The 21,177-nt window shown below is 44.2% G+C and carries 18 protein-coding genes and 1 pseudogene; 14 read left to right on the forward strand and 5 right to left on the reverse strand.

Annotated features, from left to right (window positions below):
• Window positions 1-24 precede the first annotated feature (24 nt).
• Window positions 25-666 carry a DUF1775 domain-containing protein gene (locus NST58_RS12365; RefSeq protein WP_076187371.1) on the forward strand — a complete coding sequence of 214 codons (642 nt, stop codon included), beginning with the start codon at window positions 25-27 and terminating at the stop codon, window positions 664-666.
• Between the two features lie 112 nt (window positions 667-778).
• Here the strand turns inward: NST58_RS12365 and NST58_RS12370 are convergent, their stop codons facing one another.
• From NST58_RS12370 to NST58_RS12380, 3 genes are read right to left on the reverse strand one after another with little or no spacing between them, the layout of a single operon-like run.
• Window positions 779-2,782, reverse strand: a complete 2,004-nt coding sequence (locus NST58_RS12370) for a CotH kinase family protein (RefSeq protein ID WP_339247999.1) — start codon at window positions 2,780-2,782, stop codon at window positions 779-781.
• 29 nt (window positions 2,783-2,811) lie between these two features.
• Window positions 2,812-3,540: a DUF4956 domain-containing protein gene (locus NST58_RS12375; RefSeq protein ID WP_036683492.1), complete on the reverse strand. Its 729-nt coding sequence runs from the start codon at window positions 3,538-3,540 to the stop codon at window positions 2,812-2,814.
• Window positions 3,541-3,542: 2 nt separating this feature from the next.
• Window positions 3,543-4,256 carry a polyphosphate polymerase domain-containing protein gene (locus NST58_RS12380; RefSeq protein ID WP_076179754.1) on the reverse strand — a complete coding sequence of 238 codons (714 nt, stop codon included), beginning with the start codon at window positions 4,254-4,256 and terminating at the stop codon, window positions 3,543-3,545.
• Window positions 4,257-4,482: 226 nt separating this feature from the next.
• Here NST58_RS12380 and NST58_RS12385 point away from each other — a divergent pair, with 226 nt between their 5' ends.
• From NST58_RS12385 to NST58_RS12400, 4 genes and pseudogenes are all read left to right on the forward strand, one after another.
• Window positions 4,483-5,724 (forward strand): metallophosphoesterase family protein, encoded by a 1,242-nt coding sequence (locus NST58_RS12385; protein WP_076179753.1) that lies wholly within the window; start codon window positions 4,483-4,485, stop codon window positions 5,722-5,724.
• Window positions 5,725-5,938: 214 nt separating this feature from the next.
• Window positions 5,939-6,697, forward strand: coding sequence for a DUF6612 family protein (locus NST58_RS12390; RefSeq protein WP_076130658.1), 759 nt, complete (start codon window positions 5,939-5,941; stop codon window positions 6,695-6,697).
• Window positions 6,698-7,047: 350 nt separating this feature from the next.
• Window positions 7,048-10,200 (forward strand): annotated as a pseudogene (locus NST58_RS12395) (X2-like carbohydrate binding domain-containing protein); the annotation flags it as partial.
• A complete protein-coding gene (locus NST58_RS12400; protein WP_339191176.1) occupies window positions 10,174-10,956 on the forward strand; it encodes a X2-like carbohydrate binding domain-containing protein in 783 nt (260 codons plus the stop codon). The pseudogene NST58_RS12395 and the gene NST58_RS12400, both read left to right, overlap by 27 nt.
• Before the next feature lie 468 nt (window positions 10,957-11,424).
• Here NST58_RS12400 and NST58_RS12405 read toward each other — a convergent pair whose 3' ends face one another.
• On the reverse strand, window positions 11,425-12,165 hold the full coding sequence (locus tag NST58_RS12405) for an SDR family NAD(P)-dependent oxidoreductase (protein WP_339248002.1): 741 nt from the start codon (window positions 12,163-12,165) through the stop codon (window positions 11,425-11,427).
• Window positions 12,166-12,296: 131 nt separating this feature from the next.
• Between NST58_RS12405 and NST58_RS12410 the strand changes: the two genes are divergently transcribed.
• From NST58_RS12410 to NST58_RS12420, 3 genes are read left to right on the forward strand one after another with little or no spacing between them, the layout of a single operon-like run.
• Window positions 12,297-13,190, forward strand: coding sequence for a LysR family transcriptional regulator (locus tag NST58_RS12410; RefSeq protein WP_076278074.1), 894 nt, complete (start codon window positions 12,297-12,299; stop codon window positions 13,188-13,190).
• A 50-nt stretch (window positions 13,191-13,240) separates the two neighbouring features.
• Window positions 13,241-13,540 carry a hypothetical protein gene (locus tag NST58_RS12415; RefSeq protein WP_076129917.1) on the forward strand — a complete coding sequence of 100 codons (300 nt, stop codon included), beginning with the start codon at window positions 13,241-13,243 and terminating at the stop codon, window positions 13,538-13,540.
• A 38-nt stretch (window positions 13,541-13,578) separates the two neighbouring features.
• The gene (locus NST58_RS12420) at window positions 13,579-14,289 is read left to right on the forward strand and encodes an SAM-dependent methyltransferase (protein ID WP_076303488.1); all 711 of its coding nucleotides are present in this window, start codon (window positions 13,579-13,581) and stop codon (window positions 14,287-14,289) included.
• Between the two features lie 76 nt (window positions 14,290-14,365).
• On the opposite strand, the gene NST58_RS12425 is transcribed toward NST58_RS12420, so the two are convergent.
• Window positions 14,366-15,580: an MFS transporter gene (locus NST58_RS12425; protein WP_076129958.1), complete on the reverse strand. Its 1,215-nt coding sequence runs from the start codon at window positions 15,578-15,580 to the stop codon at window positions 14,366-14,368.
• Window positions 15,581-15,754: 174 nt separating this feature from the next.
• Between NST58_RS12425 and NST58_RS12430 the strand changes: the two genes are divergently transcribed.
• The 6 genes from NST58_RS12430 (at window position 15,755) to NST58_RS12455 (ending at window position 21,175) form a co-directional block, all read left to right on the forward strand.
• The gene (locus NST58_RS12430; protein WP_179087399.1) at window positions 15,755-15,916 is read left to right on the forward strand and encodes a hypothetical protein; all 162 of its coding nucleotides are present in this window, start codon (window positions 15,755-15,757) and stop codon (window positions 15,914-15,916) included.
• Window positions 15,913-16,875, forward strand: a complete 963-nt coding sequence (locus NST58_RS12435; protein WP_339248005.1) for a phosphotransferase — start codon at window positions 15,913-15,915, stop codon at window positions 16,873-16,875. The genes NST58_RS12430 and NST58_RS12435 overlap by 4 nt, the downstream gene beginning before the upstream one ends.
• A gap of 60 nt (window positions 16,876-16,935) precedes the next feature.
• Complete coding sequence (locus tag NST58_RS12440; RefSeq protein ID WP_339248008.1) at window positions 16,936-17,421, forward strand: DUF3888 domain-containing protein; 486 nt, start codon at window positions 16,936-16,938, stop codon at window positions 17,419-17,421.
• Between the two features lie 717 nt (window positions 17,422-18,138).
• Entirely contained in the window at window positions 18,139-18,474 is a 336-nt protein-coding gene (locus NST58_RS12445) for a hypothetical protein (protein ID WP_248548037.1), read from the forward strand.
• Entirely contained in the window at window positions 18,475-19,617 is a 1,143-nt protein-coding gene (gene dnaN, locus NST58_RS12450) for a DNA polymerase III subunit beta (RefSeq protein WP_076280868.1), read from the forward strand.
• 673 nt (window positions 19,618-20,290) lie between these two features.
• Window positions 20,291-21,175: an EFR1 family ferrodoxin gene (locus NST58_RS12455; RefSeq protein ID WP_339248011.1), complete on the forward strand. Its 885-nt coding sequence runs from the start codon at window positions 20,291-20,293 to the stop codon at window positions 21,173-21,175.
• Window positions 21,176-21,177: the final 2 nt, after the last annotated feature.

Below are 21,177 nucleotides of genomic sequence, written 5' to 3' on the forward strand. Positions count from 1 at the left end.
CTTAAAGAAAGAGGCACTCTAACTATGAACAGATTATCTCGCAAAATAATGACACTCTTCGCACCAGCCGCTGCAACACTTCTGTTGTTCGCAGCCGTGGCTAGCGCGCATGTAACCGTAGCACCAGCACAATCCAGTACCGGAGCATGGGAGACTTACACACTTAAAGTTCCTTCAGAAAAAGATGTGGCGACTACACAAGTGGATCTACGAATCCCGGCAGGTGCCGAGTTCAAGCAATATGAGGCTACACCGGGCTGGGATGTTACCATTGAGGGGAACAAAGTTAGCTGGATAGCTAATGGAGAAGGAATTAAAGCAGGGCAATTCCAACGTTTCTATTTCACAGCAAAGAATCCTGATACTGCAGGCGACATTGCTTGGGATGCTTATCAGCATTATGCCGATGGCAGCTTGGTGCAGTGGTCTGGTGAGGCAGGAACAGAAAGTCCGCATTCTATTACTTCGATTGTGCAAGCCTCCGGTGGGGATGAACATTCTCATGGTTCCAGTGACAATGGCATGAGCATGGAAGAACATAATGCCATCATGGAAAGCGAGAACAACTCTACCAGTGTCAACCCAATGGTCTATATCGCATTAGGGATCTCTTTACTAGCCTTTTTAATAGCAACCATAAGTATATTGCGCGGGCGAAAAGAGTAAGCGGGAAATAGTTGTGATACAAGAATATAGTGTTCATGCAAGAAGCCTCCGCCAATAAACGACGGAGGCTTCTTGCATGAATTATTTGTTTATGAGGATACTTTTTACTTATCTACAGCCGTTTGCGTTTGTAAAAGGTTACGAAAGCAGCGGTTAGTATTAGGAGAAGGATGGCGACGCCAGTTGTGATGGCTTCACTCGTGCTGCCTTTTTGCTGCATAGTACCAGCACCACCAAAGTCGCCACCGCCCATACCACCAGGCATACCGCCACCAAAGCCACCGCCGCCCATGCCGCCACCACCAGGACCATTTCCGCCGCCTTCAGGGAAAGCAGGTCCGCCCATAGCTCCAGGCTCACCACCCGCGCCGCCGTCAAATCCACCTTGAGCAGCTTGGCCGTTAGTGTTGGTCTGTCCGTCTTGAGCAGCTTGGCCATTAGTGTTGGCCTGTCCACCTTGAGCAGCTTGGCCGTTAGTGTTGGCCTGTCCCTCTTGAGCAGCTTGGCCGTTGGTGTTGGCCTGTCCACCCTGAGCAGTTTGCCCTGTTTGTGTAGTCTGCCCACCCGCAGCTGCTTGTGAGTTACTGCCAGGCCCCTCGCCGCCATTAGGGATAGCCGGTCCGCCCATGGCACCAGGTTCACCCCCTGCACCGCCTTGGGCAGTCTGTCCACCCGTAGCCGCTTGCCCTTCGGTATTTGGTGCAGCTGCATTTGCGCCAGTATTACCAGTAGCGCCATCCGCACCTGTGGCCTGCCCAGCACCCGCAGCGCCTTGAGCTGCGCCATTTTTAGCGCCGCCACCAAAGCCACCGCCGCCCATGCCACCACTTCCTGATCCGTCACCGGAGGAAGGAATGGTACCGTCGAGTTGCTGCTGGATACTTGTGGCCATGTTCGACATGAAGGTCTCAACAGCCTTTATCCCATTTTCATACTGTTCGAAAGTGTAGAAGGCGGATGGATCCGCTTTGACATAGCTGGAAATCATCGTGTTCAGCTCATCCATCCGAGCCTGGAACGTATCGTCCGCTAGATAGCCAGTAATCATCTCACTAACAATCTCATGATATTTCGTTTTGTATTCATCATTAGCGAGCAGTTTCGCAATCAGTGGTCGTTCTGCCAACGCACCTTGGGTAGGCTCGTCAATTAACACATCTGCGCTTCCCATGCCGCCAAAAGCCATATTGTAATCCCACGGCAGAATCGAGAAGACCCCATCGTCTTCATATAAGTAATAATTCTGCTTATTTCCCCCTAAATAACTGTCCATATTACCCGTGACCGCATTTAGAGCGATATACTTCAGCGATTCCTCTACGTCGATGTATTTTTCATAATCGGTGCCGTTGTTTAGCTCATTCAGCATGTCGACAAGAATATCATCGTTAGACTTATCGGATTTCATTTCTAGTCCAGTATAGAGGGATGGATCATCGCCCAGCCAAGTCAAATCACTGCCCTGACCGGTCATTACACCTTTATAAAGTGCACCATAAGTGTTGCCGAAATTGCGTTCCAGATAAGCATCACTGATCTGTTCTACTGCAAGATAGAAACCCTTCAGTTCATTGTTTACATACACATTGACGAAGGAATATTTCGGCGTCGGGAGACCGACACTTTCAGCGAGCTCATAAGTCAGAAATTCACGCATATAAGAAGCATCGCTGTAATTATTATTCAGGTTGATCTTAGTAATGCCGAATAAATTCTGGTTAACATACTCATCAAAAGAAATTTTGAAGCTGTAGCGGTCAGAGTCTGTCATCTGTACTACGCTTCTGAGACTGAGATTTCCTTTGGTCCGTACAGCTACATTATCGTATTTCATACCGTTGTACTCGACGGAAGCCATTTTATATTCTTCAGCACTGGCATTATCCAGCATATCCTGAAAATCGTCCGGGTCCAAGGTGATTTTGACATCCACGACCTTATCTTTTGGAAAGACCTGCTCGTCTAGCTTTTTCTCATCGCTCGAAATGACCTTGTCCTGAGCATCAGACGTTGGATTATTTATTGCAGACGGACTTGCATTCTGACACCCGGCTACGGCGATGACCAGCAGCAGGCAGCAAAAACTCAGCAGGATTGACTTACCTCTGGTTTTCATCTGGGGCACCGCCTTTCATCTCGTTGTAATTAAGATACATAGTCACCGCTATAGCTGATCAAGAGTGCATTTTTGACACCTTTTAGGTCAGAGACTGTGTTGACAAAGCCGCCTACTTTATCATCCAGACGAAGCTCCAGCGTCAATTCAATATTGTTTGCGGAGACTGTTTTTTGCTTCACATTGTAGCGTTTTACGGATTTGGTGATATGGCTGTGTACTTCACGTTCGCTTTCATCACTGTCGCAGTTAATGACCAGTAAGTATGGCGTTTCGATAGAAGAGTGTTTAATGAACAGGAACAAAATAAGGCCGATAATGATCGAACCGATAATAGCCAAGGTGAAAAATCCTGCTCCAGTTACAATCCCTGCTACAGCTGCCCAGAACAAGAAGATCAGATCAGTTGGATCTTTGATTGGTGTTCTGAAACGAACGATGGACAATGCGCCGACCATACCGAGGGACAGCACAAGGTTAGAGTTAATCGCGATAATGACAGTAGCTGTAATCATGGTCATGCCCATGAGTGAGACGTTAAAGCTTTTGGAATATAAAACGCCGCTAAAGACACGTTTGTAGAGCAGGTAAATGAAGTATCCGATCAGAAAAGCTACGCCCAAGGTAATCAGCATCTTGGAGATACTAATATCAGATACAAAATTGTCGATCACCGAGTTTTTAATAATGTCTGAAAAATTATTTGTAGTATCTGTAGTCGTTGTTGTAGCTGCTAGCGGTGCTAGTGATGCATTCATAATCAATAATCCTCCCAAGTGTTAGTTTTTAAGAATTTGCGGCAGATCACGTATTTTGAAGCGGACTGCCTATTCAGTCCCTCCAGCTGCAATGCGATTTTAATGTACTCCGGAATATACTCATCGAATTTCACTTCGAAAATTATGAAGTTCTCATCAATCGCCCGAATCGGATGCAAATCCTTATCGAAAATATCCGTAGAGTGCAGGCCCGTACGTAGTTCTTTATCGAACGTTATTCGCACATTGCCGTTGTGGCAAACATAAGGCTCGCGAACATAATCCACGATGACCTTGGGTCGCAGCAGGTTATGGCGCATCTGATCGTATAACTCCATGAACAGCGGACTGTCCGGGACGTTCAGCACTTCGTAGTTGCCCGCCATAATCTCGTCGTACATTTGCCGGGTTAGCGGTTCTTTGATTTTGGCGATATAATCGTCCATTTTAATTTTTTTCTCAAAGTGAATGATGTTGTCTTGGATGTTGTAAATGCGAATCCGGTATTTGGCCCGTTCTCGGAGACCGCCGAGCTTGTCTGCAAGTGCCGTGTTGTTGATATCGTCAAAATACAAACTACGAATGTGGTATTCTCCACTCTCATTAGCGTGTTGATCTTTCTCAATCAAGCTTTGCAATCGCTGGCGCAATATAAGGTATTGATGATAGTTAATGAAAAATTTAAGTTCATGCCGGAATTGAAGCTTCTTATTCATTTTCACACCTCGTTTCTCTCTCTATCTCTGGCTAACCTTCCTGCTTGACTAATTCTAGGAGACAGACCTTATGCTTAACTTAAAATAGACTGAATGTTTGCTGAATGTTTTACACTGCGTTAACAAAAGTCTGTATAAAGATTCGTGTGCAGATTTGACTTCTGACTTTGTAGGGGGCTATCTTATTTAGAAGGCTAGAGAGAAATTTTCATAAGGAGGTACCGTGATGAGAGACTATAAATTTGCCATAATCCTAGGAGTGCTTGTGATTGTGGTTATTTTAGTGGCTTATGGGTTGGAACGATCGAAAAGCGGAAGTAATGCAAATTCACCAGCACCGTATGATCTCGTGACTACCTTTAAGGGAGATGCGAGCACAAGCCGCGCGTTTACTTGGTATACAAGTGATTCGAGTGCAGCAGGCACTCTGGAGATTGTAAAGGGACAGGTGTCCTCTTTTACAAATACGGATGTACAAAGGGTAGAAGCGAAAAGTAGTTCCATCAAAACAGACAATGGCACCAAAGGTGTTCATAAAGTGGAAGCTACGGGTCTTGAACCCGGGACGTTATATACTTATAGAGTGGGTAGTGGCGTTGAAGGAGAATGGAGTCCGGCAGCGGAATTTACAACGGAAGAAGATGGACTGGACAGTGTGTCTTTTATCAATGTAACGGATTCTCAAGGGGAAACGGCAGAGGATTTTAAGCTGTGGGGAAATACACTGAACAAGGCTTTTCAGACATTTCCTGAAGCTGAATTTATTGTGCATAACGGGGATTTGACGGAGGATCCGGAGGATTCGGCAGGCTGGGATGATTTTTTTGACAATGTGCAGGGCTGGATTTCAGGGATTCCGTTAATGCCGGTAACAGGCAATCATGATGAGGTGGATGAGGATGCAACGTATTATACTTCACACTTCAACCTGCCGGATAATGGGGCAAAGGGTTCAATTGCAGGCACCTCGTATTCCTTCGATTATGGACCAGTGCATGTAACGGTACTGAATACAGAGAGCAATCTAAAAAAGCAAACGGAGTGGCTGAAGGAAGATCTGAAGAACACAGACAAGAAGTGGAAAATCGTTGCGATGCACCGTCCGGCTTACGGGGGGAACTCCTATAAGAAAGTTGAAAATTGGACGGATATTTTTGATACGTATGAGGTTGATTTAGTGCTGCAGGGTCATAATCATGAATACTCCAGATCCTACCCGTTACGTGGCGGAAAAATAGTTCCAGAAGGTGAGAGTTCCAAAGGTGCTAAACGAGGGACAGTCTATGTGGTGACCAACGCTTCTGGAGGGAAATTTAACGAGAAAAAAGAAGATCAGTTCTATCATGCGGTGCATTTTCAGAACTATAAGCAAATGTTTGCGGGCATTAACGTTACCGGGGATACATTAACCTATCAGGCCTATGATGTGGATGGAAAGCTGCTGGATGAGTTTGTGTTGACACATTGAGCTAAGAGAATTGGATAATATTATTTAAATACCTTCTCTGCTGTAAAGTCGGGGAGGTATTTTTTGATTTGCATCGCACCAAACCCAGCGTAAAAGTGTATCTTAAGCCGTTTTTTCACATGTCTACCTTTTCCGTCATATAAGCTGTTAACTTTATAATGATAAAATAGATTTAGTTATATTTGGATTTCATTTGAAGTGAAGGGGAAGTAATATGTTTATCAGAAAAATGGTTTTTATCGGTATCATTTGTATGTTAGGTTTGACAGGTTGTGCAACGAACACTAAATCAGGTGCTGAAGGAGAGGGAGATAAGCGTGCAGAGGAGCTGCTCAGCATGTCTCGGAGTGAACTGGCTAAGCAGGAGAGCTATACTATAGAAATGGAGAAACAAGAAGAAACATCCAGCAAATCGGAAAAAAGTGAAGATAAACATTGGTCGAGCGCAGCCTCATTTCATGTCGACTATGTTAGAAATCCTTATACCGTATATCTAAAATCGGAGACTGCGGAAGGAAAGGAACGAGAAGAATACATATCGGATACTGAATATCATACAAAGGTAATGGATGATTTATTTATTAAGCAGGACGATTATATTCCAGCGAAAGAAAAACAAATCGCACAAAGATTTATTGACCCGTATGATTATATAGACATGTACCGGATAGATTCTCAGGGGATCGTTGTTTCTGAGGAGGAACAAGAATACATACTTTCGATAGAGATATCGTCTCATGATGCGAGTAAGGAAACGATGAAATTGATGAAGCAGAATTTGACAGACAAGATTAAACTAAGATATATGCTGGATAAAACTACACTTTTGCCGCATAAAGTGGAGGCAGAAATATTCACTTCATTGAAATCAGAAAACTTAAATTCAGAGTCAGTGCTCACGTTGCAAACAACTATCAGCAATTTTAATGGTATAAAAGAGATTGTTATGCCTGTAGATACTAGTGAAGAATAGTTATATCAGAAGCCTCTGGGATTTATTCCGGAGGTTTTCTTTATCAGCAGAATTATTTTCAATCAAAATTTAGTGAAATTGTATCCTGAAGTGTGAAAATGGTACGATTTTTAGAGACAATCTTCTGCAAAATATAACCATTTTCTCTCGATAATGAAAAACCTTACCATTATAATGAAAGCGTTATCAGAAAATGGAGTCTAAGTTCTGAAGGTATGGATTAAGGGGGAGGGAGGAGCAGGGATATAGAGTAAGAAGAAGGCATAAACAAACCAATTATATCGTAGGAGGCGTAAAACGTGATTCGTAACCGTATCCGGAAAACAGGACTTTTGGTCCTGCTTGGCGCGATGGTAGGCTCTTTATTCTCTGCATTCCCAGCTACTACCCATGCAGCCTCAAGTGAACCTTACACCTGGAAAAGCGTTGTAACGGGAGCTGGCGGGGGCTTTGTACCCGGAATTATTTTTAATCAAACTGAACCGAATCTGATTTATGCCAGAACAGATATTGGCGGGGCCTATCGCTGGAATCAAGCTACATCTAGCTGGACATCAATTAGTGACTCGGTAGGCTGGGTGGATTGGAACAAGAATGGTGTTGATGCTCTGGCTACAGACCCAATTGATCCTAATAAAGTCTACATGGCAACGGGTACGTATACTAATCATTGGGATAATAATGGCCAGATTATGCGCTCTAATGACCGGGGGAACACCTGGCAAACTACTCCACTGCCTTTTAAAGTAGGTGGCAATATGCCTGGCCGTTCCGCTGGTGAACGTCTAGTCATCGACCCCAATAAGAACAACATTCTCTATTTTGGAGCTAGAAGTGGTAATGGTCTCTGGAAAAGTATTGATTCGGGTGTAACTTGGTCAAAGGTAACCTCTTTTCCAAACGTAGGAACGTATATTCAGAATCCGACACTTGATTATGGGAATGATCTTGTCGGATTGTCTTGGATCACGTTCGATAAGAGCACAGGTACACTTGGCAACGCTACTCAAACGATATATGTCGGTGTGGCCGATACGGCTAGCAGCGTATATCGGAGTACAGATGGTGGAGTAACCTGGACAGCTCTGGCTGGACAACCTACGGGGTTCTTGCCACATCACGGCGAGCTGTCATCCACAGGTGATCTCTATATTACTTATAGTAATGGTGTAGGTCCCTATGATGGCAGTAAGGGTGAAGTTTGGAAATACAACAAAACTAGTGGGGCTTGGACCAATATCAGTCCTACGACCGGTGAAGATAACTGGTATGGCTTTGGTGGATTGGCGCTGGATGCTCAGCACCCTAACACATTGATGGTATCCAGCTTAAACGCTTGGTGGCCTGATGAAGTTATTTTCCGCAGTACCAATGGTGGGGCTACTTGGAGTCGCATTTGGGATTGGGGCAATTATCCAGAACGGACTTATAAGTTCAGCATGGACATCACCGCTGCTCCATGGCTCGATCATGGAACTACTTCAACATCCCTGGATCCTTCACCGAAGCTAGGCTGGATGATGGGTGATTTGGAAATTGATCCATTTAACTCGAATCGAATGATGTACGGCACTGGAGCAACAATTTATGGCTCGAACAATTTGACCTCATGGGATACCGGAGGCAAGGTAAATATCTCTGTCATGGCAAAAGGTGTGGAGGAAACTGCAGTGCTGGGGCTAATTAGCCCGCCAACGGGAACCTCCCATTTGATCACTGCACTTGGTGACGTTTCCGGTTTCCGTCATGAGGATTTGTCGGTAGCGCCGACTAAATTCCAGACCAGTCCTTCATGGGCAACGACGATGAGTATTGACTATGCTGAACTGAGTCCGTCCTATATGGTGCGGGTAGGCAGTGCAGATAAAGAAAAAACGCCAAGTATGAAGTCCATTGGTATCTCTAACGATGGTGGAGTGAACTGGTACATGCCAAACTCCGAGCCTTCCAATGGAACCAAAACAACGGTTGGCCATGGACAAGTGGCTGTCTCTGCAAGTGGTAATTCCATTCTGTGGAGCACCTCAGATATCGGGGTGTATTATTCCAAAACCTCAGGCAATTCTTGGACAGCAAGTGCAGGATTACCGGCAGGCGCGAAGATAGCGTCTGATCGCGTGAATCCTAACAAATACTATGGATTTTATGCAGGAATCTTCTATGTAAGTGTGGATGGTGGAGCTACATTTACTGCCACCGCAGCTTCGGGCTTCCCGACCAATAATGTGGCTGGATTACAGCCGAACGAAGCCCAAATCAGTATGAAGGCAGTTCCAGGTATTGAAGGTGACATCTGGTTCGCCGGAGGGAATACGGTTGAGAATAAATATGGTCTATGGCACTCCACTAATTCAGGTGCGAGCTTCACGAAGTTAACGAATGTAGAAGAAGCTGATCTTATTGGTTATGGTAAGGCTGCTCCGGGCCAAACTTATATGGCATTGTACACCGTAGCTAAGATTGATGGTGTACGGGGCGTATTCCGTTCTGATGATGTTGGCGCAACTTGGGTTCGTATTAATGACGATGCTCACCAATACGCTAAGATCAATATGGCGATTACTGGGGATCCAAGAATCTATGGACGTGTATATCTCGGTACGAATGGCCGAGGCACCTTGTATGCTGATCCTGTAAATCCACCAGCTACAGGCTCGACCATTACGCCAATAACTGCAAGCTTTGATAAGAAAACAGCAAATCAGACAGACGTCGCTGTAACTATGACGTTGAACGGAAATACGCTGAGCACGATCAAGAACGGAACGGCAACCCTCGTAGCCGGAACGGATTATACGGTAAGTGGATCAACAGTGACGATTAAAAAAGCGTATTTAGCGACGCAAGCGGTAGGAACGACAACGCTGACGTTCAGCTTTAGCGCTGGAGCTACACAATCCTTGGCGGTAGCGGTAACGGATACTACAACGCCAGTATCCAACTCCACGATAACGCCAACAAGCGCGGGATTTGATAAGAAAACAGCGAATCAGGCAGACGTTGCAGTAACTATGACGTTGAACGGAAATACGCTGAGTGCGATCAAGAACGGAACGGCAACCCTCGTAGCCGGAACGGATTATACGGTAAGTGGATCAACAGTGACGATTAAAAAAGCGTATTTAGCGACGCAAGCGGTAGGAACGACAACGCTGACGTTCAGCTTTAGCGCTGGAGCTACACAATCCTTGGCGGTAGCGGTAACGGATACTACAACACCAGTATCTAACTCTACGATAACGCCAACAAGCGCGGGATTTGATAAGAAAACAGCAAATCAGGCAGACGTCGCTGTAACTATGACGTTGAACGGAAATACGCTGAGTGCGATCAAGAACGGAACGGCAACCCTCGTAGCCGGAACGGATTATACGGTAAGTGGATCAATAGTGACGATTAAAAAAGCGTATTTAGCGACGCAAGCGGTAGGAACGACAACGCTGACGTTCAGCTTTAGCGCTGGAGCTACACAATCTTTGGCGGTAGCGGTAACGGATACTACAACACCAGTATCCAACTCCACGATAACGCCAACAAGCGCGGGATTTGATAAGAAAACAGCGAATCAGGCAGACGTTGCAGTAACTATGACGTTGAACGGAAATACGCTGAGTGCGATCAAGAACGGAACGGCAACCCTCGTAGCCGGAACGGATTATACGGTAAGTGGATCAACAGTCACTCTCAAGAAGGAGTATTTGGCAACTCAAGCGGTAGGAACGACAACGCTGACCTTTGAGTTTAGTGCCGGAGCGGCACAATCCTTGGTTGTCACTCTCTCAGATACGTCAGTAGCTCCTACAGCAGCACTGAAAGTGCAGATGTATAACGGTACAGTGACTGCTTCCGGAAATACGCTAAATCCAAAGTTTAAGCTGGTGAACACAAGTACAAGTGCCGTTGCACTTTCTGATGTGAAATTAAGATATTATTACACAATTGACGGTGAGAAGGCACAAAGCTTCTTCTGCGATTGGTCACAGGCTGGAAGCGCGAATGTAACAGGCACATTTGTGAAGCTGCCAACGGCTAAAGCGGATGCGGATTATTATCTGGAGCTTGGATTCTCGAGTGCAGCAGGTTCACTTGCTGCGGGTGCGAGCATCGATATCCAAGTGCGAGTAGCTAAAGAGGATTGGTCAAATTACACTCAAACCGGAGATTACTCCTTTAATGCGGTTGATACCAATTTTGTAGACTGGACAAAAGCGCCCGCCTACATCTCAGGTAACCTGATCTGGGGTAATGAACCTAACTAAGAATCTTCACCAATAGTTATGCTGAAGAGGCTGTCCTAAAAAGTAGAAAATTCTACTTTTGGGGCAGCTTCTTACTTTAACCCTCAGGCTATAGGTGGTATGTACGCTATGTGCTACGTTCTATGAGTCATGTGATATGTGGTATGTCGGATGCATTTATGGTTCCTATAGTGTTGGCTAGAGAGTAATTAAGCAAAACCTCCCTGAAAACAGCCCATATTTGCTTTAAATCAACGAAATCAGGGAATCCCTCCCTAAAAATCAGGACAAGTTCGTTATTTGCCAGCAAATTAACTAATAATTAAGGAGGTTTTCCCTAATTATTGGCTGGATGACCAAAAAACTTAGAATTTTAGGGAGAAATTCCCCAATTATGCTATCAACGCTTCACTTCCTCCTGTACGGTACGCAAAAACCAGCTAATGATATTTAAAAGTAGTTCTGACATACCATTTGCTGTTTTGGCTGTTACAATGTTTGTCCGCTATCTATAGTAATGATCTGTCCAGTCATTGCTTCCTGTTCTAGCGCAGCGCAGACGAACTGGGCGATATTCTCGGCGGTTGAAATATGCTGAAGCAGCAGATTAGGGGCTAGTTTATGCATTTGTTCTTCTCGTCCAGACCACCATCTAGTAGCAACGGCTCCCGGTGCTACACAGTTAACTCTAATATGGGGAGCCAGCGCGTGTGCCAGCGATTTGGTAAGACCGTGGACAGCCGCTTTGGAGACGGCATAAGGAAGGGATGAGCCTAAGCCTGTCTGTCCAGCGATGCTGCCGAGATTGAGGATGGCTCCTGAATTTTTTTGGTTCATATACGGTGCAACCGCTTTGGCGCAGAAAAACATTCCTTTCACATTTACATCATATAACTCATCCCATACTTCCTCTGTTGCCTTTTCCAGATCTCCGAGAGCAATATGTTTAGTTATACTGGCGTTATTCACTAGCAGATCAATTGTCCCGAAATGCTGAATAATCGAATCGACCATACTTCGCACATCCTGATCTTTAGACACATTCGCTTGTATTGCTATAGCCTGCCCTCCTTGATTCAGAATCGTCTTTACGGTTTCATTGGCTTCATCCTCAGATCTAGAATAGTTCACTACGACGTGAGCCCCGCGTTTGGATAGCTCCAAGCTTACAGCTTTGCCAATTCCAGTCCCTCCACCCGTTACTAATGCGACTTTATTGTTGAGATCCATCCTCATGCACTCCTTAAGTTGGCGTATGTTGTTGTTATAAAGTATTCTATAGAGAAAAGTGAATTTCGTATAATTGAATATAATGAAGGTTTGATTCAATTTATTTGAATTGAATAGGGGAGGGCATTAGGATGGATCTGAAAACAATAAAAACCTTTCAAACGATCGTAACTTCCGGAAGCTTTAATCGCGCAGCAGAAGAATTGAACTATGCCCAATCTACAGTTACGATGCAGATGCAAAGGCTTGAATCTGATCTGGGATGTCAATTGCTTGAGCGGGGGAAGCAAATCAGCTTAACAGAAGCAGGCAGATTGTTTTATGAAGAGAGCCTACATATTGTTAAAGATATGGAACGACTAGAGAGCCGTTTGGCTGATTTAAAAATAGGGGAAGCTGGCAACGTGCGATTAGGGGTAACGGACCCTACGGCAAGCTATCGTTTGCCGCAGCTTTTAAGTAGGTTTATGGTGCAATTCCCTAAAGTGAAGATCTCCGTGGATATTGCGGGAACCGCCGCACTTAGTGAACTACTCCTGCGTGGTGAAATTGATTTGGCAGTGTGTTCGGCACCAGAGCTCGGTAAGGAGCTGTATTTTGAACCCTTATTTGCGGAGGAATTCTTGTTACTTTTGCCAGAAGAGCATCCGCTAGCATCCAAGGAACGTATCACCCCAGAGGATCTACAGAGTCATCGCTTACTGATTACGGCAGCGAATTGTCCTTATCGTAAAAAATTAGAAAGTGTGCTGCAGGAATCAGGCGGGCCGCCACTAGATACAATGGAGATTGGGAGCATGACAGCGCTGAAATATTTTGTGGGAAGTGGTTTAGGTGTGGCACTTGTTCCTGAGATTGTGCTGAATCCAGCCCCAGCAGGAACTATAGTACGGAAGCTGGAGGGGAAGGTTATTGATATGACCTGTGGGATCCTATGTAAACTTTCAGATTATCCGCTTAAGCAAGCGAGCTCCAGATTGTATCATTTTTTAAAACAGGAACTAACCGTGACAAGGATATTTTGAATTTTAAACGAATTGTTAAGAAATAGAAAAAATAGAAAGGGCGGTGTTTGATGTTTTTTAGGAGGAAATTCAGTTTCTGGCTTTCGATTATAAGTATCATCATCTGTCTGAGTGACTATCTGGGGGTGGGGATCGCGAATATTATTCTTGTACGTTTGAACCCTATTATAGATACACTGATCTTTACAGAACCTTTTGAAAGCTTCATGGTTGATGTAAATAATCCGAGATGGGGAACCAATAGTGCGTTAATCAGCGTCAGATTCCCAACGTATATTATTCATTTTGGAACGTTTTTGATTTTGGGTATTCTAATGGATTACCTTATTCGTATATTAAAACAGAAGTAGAAGTGTAGATGAGCCTAGAAGAGGAAAGGTGAGCTGAGATGAGCGGAGCAAAGGGAAAACTTGATTTGGAGAGAATTGTTTTTATTGGCAGAACCTATGAGGAATATATACGTATGTTTGATTTGCTGGAATCAGATCTTATCGGCCAGAGCATTCTGGATTGTCCTGCTGGTGCTTGCTCTTTTACAGCAATAGCGAATCGGTTGGGTGGTGAAGTAACGGCTGCTGATATTGCTTACTATTACTCTGAAAATGAGCTGGCAGACAAAGGGGCTCAAGATATTGCGCATGCGATGTCCGGAATGGAAAAAGTACAGGATAATTTCGTTTGGAACTACTTTAAATCAATCGAGGGACTGACCGAAGCGAGGAACGCAGCTTTAACCGCCAGCACTAAGGATCGAAGACAAACCCCGGAGCGTTATGTTCCTGTGATACTTCCGGATCTGCCTTTTGCGGATGAAGCATTTGACCTGACATTATCTGCACACTTTCTATTTATGTACAGCGATCGGCTGGACTATGAATTTCATTTAGAGACTGTTAAGGAACTCATGCGGGTGACGAGAGGCGAGCTCCGAATCTTTCCACTAGTCGACCTCTCTTGTAAAAGGTATAAGCATTTAGACCGCCTTATTGATGATTTGGTGAGGCAAGGATTTACTGCAGAGGAACTAGAGGTTCCTTATGAATTTCAAAAAGGTGCAAAGCAGATGTTGAAGATTAGAAGAGCAGAATTGTTCCTCTGAAATATAAAAAACGAGGGTGCCTCAAGCCATGATGACTTTGGGAGCACCCTCGTTTTTGTATACATATCTATAAAGCTTACGCTACAGTTTCTTTCCGTTCTGCTACAAAACAAGCTATGCCTAATACCAGACCAAGGCCCACTAGAACCGCACCGACCCAAGGAAGCGAAGTGATCGCTAGATGAGAAATAACCCAACCGCCAATAAAGGCACCCGCTGCGTTACCGAGATTCCCGGCGGAGTGGCTGGTCGTTGAAGCAAGTGCAGGGGCTGCCTGAGCCAGACTCATAATCCGTATTTGCAGACCTGGCATGACGGCAAAGGACACCATACCCCAAAAAAATATTGTGATTACCGCAGCTATTGGGCTATGCATCGTGAAGGAAAAGATCGTTAGAATCATACTGACTGCAAAATAAAGTCCCACGATAGAAGGCATCAGCTTCCAATCCGCAAGCTTTCCGCCAACGATGTTCCCGATGGTCACCCCACAGCCGAATAAGACTAGAATCCAAGTCACACTATGTTCAGCAAAACCGGTCACTTCTTCAAGCAGTGGAGTAATATATGTGAACACGGTGAACAAGCTGGCGTTCCCTAACGCCCCGATCAATAAGAATAGCAGCAGCTTTGGATTAGCCAGAGCAGCAATCTGCTGGATAACACTCGCTGGTTTCTCTTGTTTAAGCTTTGGAATAAAAATGAGGATGCCGATCAGCGCGGCGACTCCCATGACAGCAATCGCTGCAAATGAGGCCCGCCAGCCCATACTTTGTCCAATAAATGTTCCTAGAGGAACTCCGACAATATTGGCTATCGTTAAACCTGCCATCATAATAGATACGGCTCCGGCCCGCTTATTGGGTTGTACAAGATTGGATGCAATGACTGCGCCAACCCCAAAAAAAGTACCATGAGTTAAAGCTGTAATTATACGAGCTACCATGAGAACGGTATAGTTTGGTGCAAACACAGAGATTCCGTTGCCCAGTATAAAAAGAATCATGAGAAGACATAACAGTTTCTTTTGCGGAATGCGTTGCGTGAGAATGGTCAGGATGGGGGCGCCAACGGCCACTCCAAGTGCGTACATTGTAATGAGTTGGCCAGCAGTCGAAATACTAACCTGTAAATCGTTGGCGACATTTGGTAAAATACCCATAATAACAAACTCAGTCATACCAATCGCAAAAGCGCCTACCGTAAGAGAAAGTATAGAGATGGGAAAGGGCTCTTTCCCTGCTCGTTCTTTGCGTGATTGTGCCTTGTTGAGGTTTGGAATTGCGTTCATGATGCCGATGTTCAACCTTTCTTCTGCCTGTAATGAAGCTCCACCTTGGTTAAGATGATAGATCCGACATGTAAGTATTGCTTTTCTATTATTTAGTTTTCTGAAAATATTTTCAAGATAAATATTTTTTCAGATAGTTTTCATTTTTATAGATCATTGAAGGGATGGTTATTTATGAATGATGAAAGCCAAGTCCAAGTGCTTGAATTGCCGGAAATGAAGCGAGAATTTAATAGCAGTTTGCAGAGTAATGATCGTGGATTGGTTATAGAAATCTATCAATTTGCGAACTCTTCCTGGCCCGATGAGACTGAATTGTTCCTTCCTTTGCGATGAGAAAAAATTATAAGCAGGCAGCTTTAATAGCGCTTCAGAACTTTGACCTGGATTGGACGCAGATTCGTTTTAACCAGCTATCGGATACCTGTACCTTTGTAATAGAAACTAATAAAGAGGGAACTTTTTTACTGCGCCTTCATTCGGGGAGATCTAAAGAGGAAATTAACTCCGAAATCGCGTGGCTGGAGCTTTTGAAGAGCAAAATCGATGTCCCCCTGCCAAAAGGTGTTCATGATCGCACGGGTGCTGTAACGTTCAGAGTGGAACAGGGAAATGGAGAAGGTGTTTATGCCTCATTAATGCGCTGGGTTGAAGGGGAACATGCGAATGAAAATCTTACCGAAGAACAAATTTACAAAGAAGGCGTTCTATTAGCCAAGCTACATAAGGCGGCACAGGAGCTGGAGTTACCCCCTGGCTTTAATCGTCCTGTTTGGGATGAACATAGCTTTCGAAAAGCAATGCTTCGTTTAAAGCTGCATTATCATTGTTTTCTTACAGATGAAGAGTTTGTGCTGTATCAGTCGGCAGCTGAGAAATTATACAATTGGTTAAGCAAGCAGCATAAAAATAAGAACAGAAGGTCTTATGGCGTTATCCATGGAGATTTACATCAAGGCAACATCATATTTAAAGAGGGCGAACCTCGGCCGATTGATTTTGGAAGATGTGGTTGGGGGTATTATCTTTATGACGTGGCACATACCCTTCTTGGACTATATCCATTGCAAAGAGAAGGGGTCATTAAGGGGTACGAAAGTATCGCCAAGCTTGATGGGGAGTGGGTTCAGACTTTAGAGAATTTTACGGTCATGGTTATGATCGAAAATTATTGCCATCACGCATCCGATCCGACGGAAACCGAGGGTCTAAAAGCAGAACAGCTGTATGCGTTAGCGATCTTGAGAAATTATCTTAAGGGAGAACCCTTTCTTTTTAACAGGATTGAGATTTAACGTATAGAAATAGGGTCTCTTTGGGGAATTTATATAAAGTTCCCTAAGGAGGCTATTGTGATGAATAAAAGCTGGATTGCTCCCCTTCTTGTCGCAGTGATGCTATTTCTGACGCCACAACCTTGCTCCGCAAATAGGTTAATTCAACCTCAGTCTGTAACACCTTCCAGGTCTGATTCGGGACTTCAACTGCCAGATCAAGATTCTCGCGAACTTAAGTTTCAAGACATGCTGATGTTATTTCTTTTACCTCATATTGAGAAAAAGATTGCAGATATTTATTCGCCGCTTTTGCGAGAATCGCCAATGGTTTATCCTTACTTTGTGGATGTGACAGAGGTGAAGCGGACCAATGGTTTCCGTGGGTTTGATTTCTTGATTACACTTAACGTATATCCTACAGTTGGTCCACATATTTCAGTTGGAGAAGATACCATGACTTTTAGGATCTCTCCTGGTCCTAAGGTGAAGCTTGAATCGTTCAAGCATCTAAAAGACCCCAAAAAATCAGACTTTCCACCAAATTATCAGAACATCCTTAGATAGTGTAGTTTCGGTAAGGCGCGTGGGTGGAAGAGTAGATATTAATATGTGCCACACGTTGAGTGATGAGGCGAGCTATTTTTACATAAGTAGGGAGTTCTGAGGTAATGGTGATGGGAGTTGTAGGGAAAGGAGTCTTTGGGAGAGGGGAGGAAGGTTGGGTTAGTGGCATGATGAGGGTGTGTGAGGGGATGAAGGTTGGGTTAGTGGCATGATGAGGGTGTGCGTGAGGGGATAAAGATTGGGTTAGTGGGATGATGAGGGTGTGCGTGCGTGTGTCCGCGAGCGGGCAAACGGGATAGTTGCAGTTTGTACACTTATTTGCAGGAGATAAGAAGCTTAGTCACTTTTAGTTGCATTTAGTGCAGTTAATAGAAGTCTTTTCACACTAATTTGTTAATATCGTTGAATTTAGTTGCAGAGAATACACTTATTTCGCTCGGCCAGCACAATGTATTGTTTATAGTTGTATAAAGTGCAATTAACCCATACATTCCCAAACGATTTTAAGCAAAATAAAAAAGTCCATGGGTTAACATTGCAATACCCAACTCATACCCAACTCATACCCAACTCATGCCCAGCTCACCGCACACACTCCGATCTTTGGGGTGTTTTTTTGTGGTTAGAATTGTGGTGGATTAATGGCGATTATGGTATTATGAAATTAGTGGATATATTGATTTAAGTTACTAAATTCAAATATGGAGGTGTGAGGGATTGGGTGATCATAAATTCGAGGGCGAACAAAAGGGGAGCAGTATTAGCGAAATTAAAGATAAGGTCACTAGCGATAGCGCAAGTAACAACGAGGATAAAGTCAAAGTAGGTGTAGCTACTAAAGACGGGCAGTTAGGGTTTCTTTTTACAAGAGGGGGGCTTCGGGAAGGTGCAGGTAGAAAAAGCACTGGTGTAACTAAAAAGGTATCACTGACGTTATCTGAGGACGTTTGGCAGGAGATAGAGCAGGCTTGCGCGGATCAGAACGCATCTCGCTCCCAAGTATTTCGGAACATCATTGAGGCGCATTTTGTAAAGGAATCTAAGGAGAGTTAGGTGAAGTCTTTGCTAATCCATGTTTCAAAAGATTCTCTTAGTACCGCTTTGCAGGCAGCATTAAAAGCCATATCCGCGAATAGTTCCTCACGTGTTCTATCAGGAATACTTATTCAAGCGCAAACTCAGGGTTTGATATTAACAGCCAGCAATATAAGAATGACCATTGAATATAAGCTCCCTGTGAAGATGGATTCGATGGTTGTGCACAACACAGGTGAGATCGTAGTTCCCGCGCGTTATTTTTATGAGATCATTCGTAAGCTTGATCCTGGACTAATTAGGCTGGAAATCGTAGAGTCATTGATATTAAATATTCAATCAGGGAGCACTCAATTTCGTTTATGTGGAATGGATGTGGCAGAGTTTCCAAGAATCCAATACATAGATCATCCAAACATTCAAAGGATAAGCATGAAGAACACTCTCCTGAAGCAAATATTTAAAAGAGTGGTTTTTGCGGTCTCTTCATCGGAAACCAGACCTGTGCTTACAGGAGTTTTGCTGCAAATAGAGAAGCATAATATTCGTGTAGTCGCCACTGATGGCATCCGCTTCGCCCAGCATGTTGTTGAAAGCGTAGAAGATTACGGAGCAATTCCTTTAGATGTTGTAATCCCGGGCAGCACCCTGGAGGATCTTTTAAAAATATTAAACGATGATCCAGACAGCAGCACCGATTTAGAAATAGGCCCCAAGCAGATCAGATTTATTTCTAGTGGATTGAGGGTTCAGTCTGCTCTTCTAGAAGGAACTTATCCCTCTGTCAATAATTTAATCCCAAAAGCGTACCTCTCCGAAGTGATTGTTAAGAAGGATCGTTTGTTACATGTGGTTGAACGTATTTCTATATTGGCTAGTGAGAGTGTTATGCTCAGCGTACTTCCTTCTAACATGCTAAGTTTAGTGTCCAAGACTGCAGAAATTGGGGATGTAAAAGAAGAGATTCCTTTGGAGCATCTGGAAGGTGATCATTTTCGAGTAGCCTTTAACGGAAAATATTTCAGGGACATCCTTCGGGCGATCGATAGCGAGACGCTTAGAATCAGGTTCGCGGGAAAAGAAAGGCCGCTGGTGATCCTGCCTGTAGACGCATCTTCGTCCACACTTTTTTTAATTACTCCTGTGAGGACGCATGATTGAGGATTTGTTAAGTACAGTATTTGAGCAGGTTTGGGTGAATAGCTGCAACTGAGTCCGATAGTGTGATAAAACGAGCGAAATTATGGAAATAAGAGCAACTGAGTCCGGACAGTTGTTAAAAAGAACACCGCCTGCCAAATTTGATCCTAGACGTGCTGCCCATTGCTTAAACTAGCTGTCTTGGGCTCAACTTAACTACTTCGTGCGGAATTAGCTACCTATGGCTCAACCTATCTACACCGTGCGGAATTAGCTACCTATAGCTCAACCTATCTACACCGTGCGGAATTAGCTACCTATAGCTCAACCTAACTACTTCGTGCGAAATTAGTTACCTATCACTCAACCTAGCCGTCTACGTCCCAAACTTAGCCGCCTACATCTCGAAACCAGCTACCTTTTGCTCGATTGAGATCGTATCGGACCGTATTGCAGCTATTTCAGCACATTGGTTCATATTGCGAAGGTTTCGGACTGTATAGCTCTTATTGCCCCTGATTTGCGCAGAAAAGGAGCACATTTGAGCGAATAGCTGCAACTGAGTCCGATAGTGTGGCAAAATGAGCGGAATTATGGAAATAAGAGCAACTGAGTCCGAATTAGCCAAAACCCATCTCAACTTCACAGCTTTCCCAGACGGGAATGAGGTATATTTGATCTGGGAGGGGATGGAATGCATAATGCAAAGACGGCCATATTTTATTTCTCAGGTACGGGCAATACGGAGATTATTGCTAAGCAATTTGCTGAAAGGCTAAGAAGTAAAGGGCAAGATGTAGATTTGTTTAGAGTGGAAGATGTTTTTAAAGGCACTCGTTCTGTAGAATATGAAGCCTATGATCTTATAGGTATTGGTCATCCGGTTCTAGGCTTTGGCGCTTCCGGTTTTGTTGAACGTTTTGCAGAAGGGCTACCTGATTGTAATGGAACCCCGGCATTTGTATTCAAAACGGCATCCTCTCCACACTATATCAATAACGGTGCTTCGAATACGGTGCTTCGTTCTTTGCGTGGGAAGGGATATAATCCCTTTCACAATTCGATTTTGGCGATGCCATGTAATTTTTATATCAAATACAATGACAGGTTGAATAAGCAGTTGTATCAAGCCGCACAGCGTAAGGTGGAATTGTTTGCAGAGGAAATCGTAAACCGGACACCACGAAATCTGCCGATTCACCCTGTGTTGGAGCGGGTTCTGAGAACAGTATACTATTGTGAGGAACACCAAGGGGGAAAATACTTCGCCAAAGGATTGCGTACAACCGACGCTTGCACACTATGTTTAAAATGTGTCAGAAACTGTCCAACATCCAATATTAGTAGCGGCGTAGAAGGAATTGTTTTCAGTCAAAATTGTTTATTATGTATGCGTTGTGTTTATTCTTGTCCTCAGAAGGCAATCCAAGCGACACGACTTAAGGCTAGCGTAGTAGATCCCTATACTGGAGGTCCGAATCTTCATAAACTAATGAAGGATTCTGCGAATGATGGACGGTTTGTTACTCCCAAATCCAAGGGCTACTACAAGCATTTTATTAAGTATTTGGAGGAATGACA

The sequence above is a fragment of the Paenibacillus sp. FSL R10-2796 genome (assembly GCF_037965315.1).
In the GTDB taxonomy this organism is placed as follows: domain Bacteria; phylum Bacillota; class Bacilli; order Paenibacillales; family Paenibacillaceae; genus Paenibacillus_AQ; species Paenibacillus_AQ odorifer.

Excerpts from the sequence above, each read along its gene's own strand:
- NST58_RS12365 (WP_076187371.1), top strand. The coding sequence starts at position 25 with ATGAACAGATTATCTCGCAAAATAATGACACTCTTCGCACCAGCCGCT.
- NST58_RS12370 (WP_339247999.1), bottom strand. The coding sequence starts at position 2,782 with ATGAAAACCAGAGGTAAGTCAATCCTGCTGAGTTTTTGCTGCCTGCTG.
- NST58_RS12375 (WP_036683492.1), bottom strand. The coding sequence starts at position 3,540 with ATGAATGCATCACTAGCACCGCTAGCAGCTACAACAACGACTACAGAT.
- NST58_RS12380 (WP_076179754.1), bottom strand. The coding sequence starts at position 4,256 with ATGAATAAGAAGCTTCAATTCCGGCATGAACTTAAATTTTTCATTAAC.
- NST58_RS12385 (WP_076179753.1), top strand. The coding sequence starts at position 4,483 with ATGAGAGACTATAAATTTGCCATAATCCTAGGAGTGCTTGTGATTGTG.
- NST58_RS12390 (WP_076130658.1), top strand. The coding sequence starts at position 5,939 with ATGTTTATCAGAAAAATGGTTTTTATCGGTATCATTTGTATGTTAGGT.
- NST58_RS12405 (WP_339248002.1), bottom strand. The coding sequence starts at position 12,165 with ATGGATCTCAACAATAAAGTCGCATTAGTAACGGGTGGAGGGACTGGA.
- NST58_RS12410 (WP_076278074.1), top strand. The coding sequence starts at position 12,297 with ATGGATCTGAAAACAATAAAAACCTTTCAAACGATCGTAACTTCCGGA.
- NST58_RS12415 (WP_076129917.1), top strand. The coding sequence starts at position 13,241 with ATGTTTTTTAGGAGGAAATTCAGTTTCTGGCTTTCGATTATAAGTATC.
- NST58_RS12420 (WP_076303488.1), top strand. The coding sequence starts at position 13,579 with ATGAGCGGAGCAAAGGGAAAACTTGATTTGGAGAGAATTGTTTTTATT.
- NST58_RS12425 (WP_076129958.1), bottom strand. The coding sequence starts at position 15,580 with ATGAACGCAATTCCAAACCTCAACAAGGCACAATCACGCAAAGAACGA.
- NST58_RS12430 (WP_179087399.1), top strand. The coding sequence starts at position 15,755 with ATGAATGATGAAAGCCAAGTCCAAGTGCTTGAATTGCCGGAAATGAAG.
- NST58_RS12435 (WP_339248005.1), top strand. The coding sequence starts at position 15,913 with ATGAGAAAAAATTATAAGCAGGCAGCTTTAATAGCGCTTCAGAACTTT.
- NST58_RS12440 (WP_339248008.1), top strand. The coding sequence starts at position 16,936 with ATGAATAAAAGCTGGATTGCTCCCCTTCTTGTCGCAGTGATGCTATTT.
- NST58_RS12455 (WP_339248011.1), top strand. The coding sequence starts at position 20,291 with ATGCATAATGCAAAGACGGCCATATTTTATTTCTCAGGTACGGGCAAT.